This is a genomic window from Pseudomonas sp. SIMBA_068, assembly GCF_046534705.1.
In the GTDB taxonomy this organism is placed as follows: domain Bacteria; phylum Pseudomonadota; class Gammaproteobacteria; order Pseudomonadales; family Pseudomonadaceae; genus Aquipseudomonas; species Aquipseudomonas putida.
The window spans coordinates 1-254 of sequence record NZ_JAWRYI010001053.1 but is presented as its reverse complement, the minus strand read 5'-3'; the positions used below and the strand labels follow the sequence as shown (position 1 = coordinate 254).

Genomic DNA, 254 nt, shown 5'->3' with positions numbered 1-254 from the left:
AATTTTGCAGCAAACTGCCGCCGTCGCATTTTTTCCGCTGCCATCGCTCATTTTGTGTCAATCTGAACAAAATCCGCGAAATCGAACCGAGGTTTAATAACACCTATATTCTGCGGCTGAAAGATCTGGATTTTGAAGTGCCAGTCAGCCGCAGCAAAGTAAAAGAATTTCGCCAGTTAATGCAACTTTAATCGGGAACTTTCATGAAAGCACCAGGCTTGCCCGCCGATCAACAATTTTTCGCTGATCTGTTC

1 pseudogene is annotated in these 254 nt (G+C 44.5%); it reads left to right on the top strand.

Annotated elements, in window-relative coordinates:
- Positions 1-191, top strand: a pseudogene (gene ypdB / locus SB756_RS32660) (two-component system response regulator YpdB); the annotation flags it as partial.
- Between the last annotated feature and the right edge of the window lie 63 nt (positions 192-254).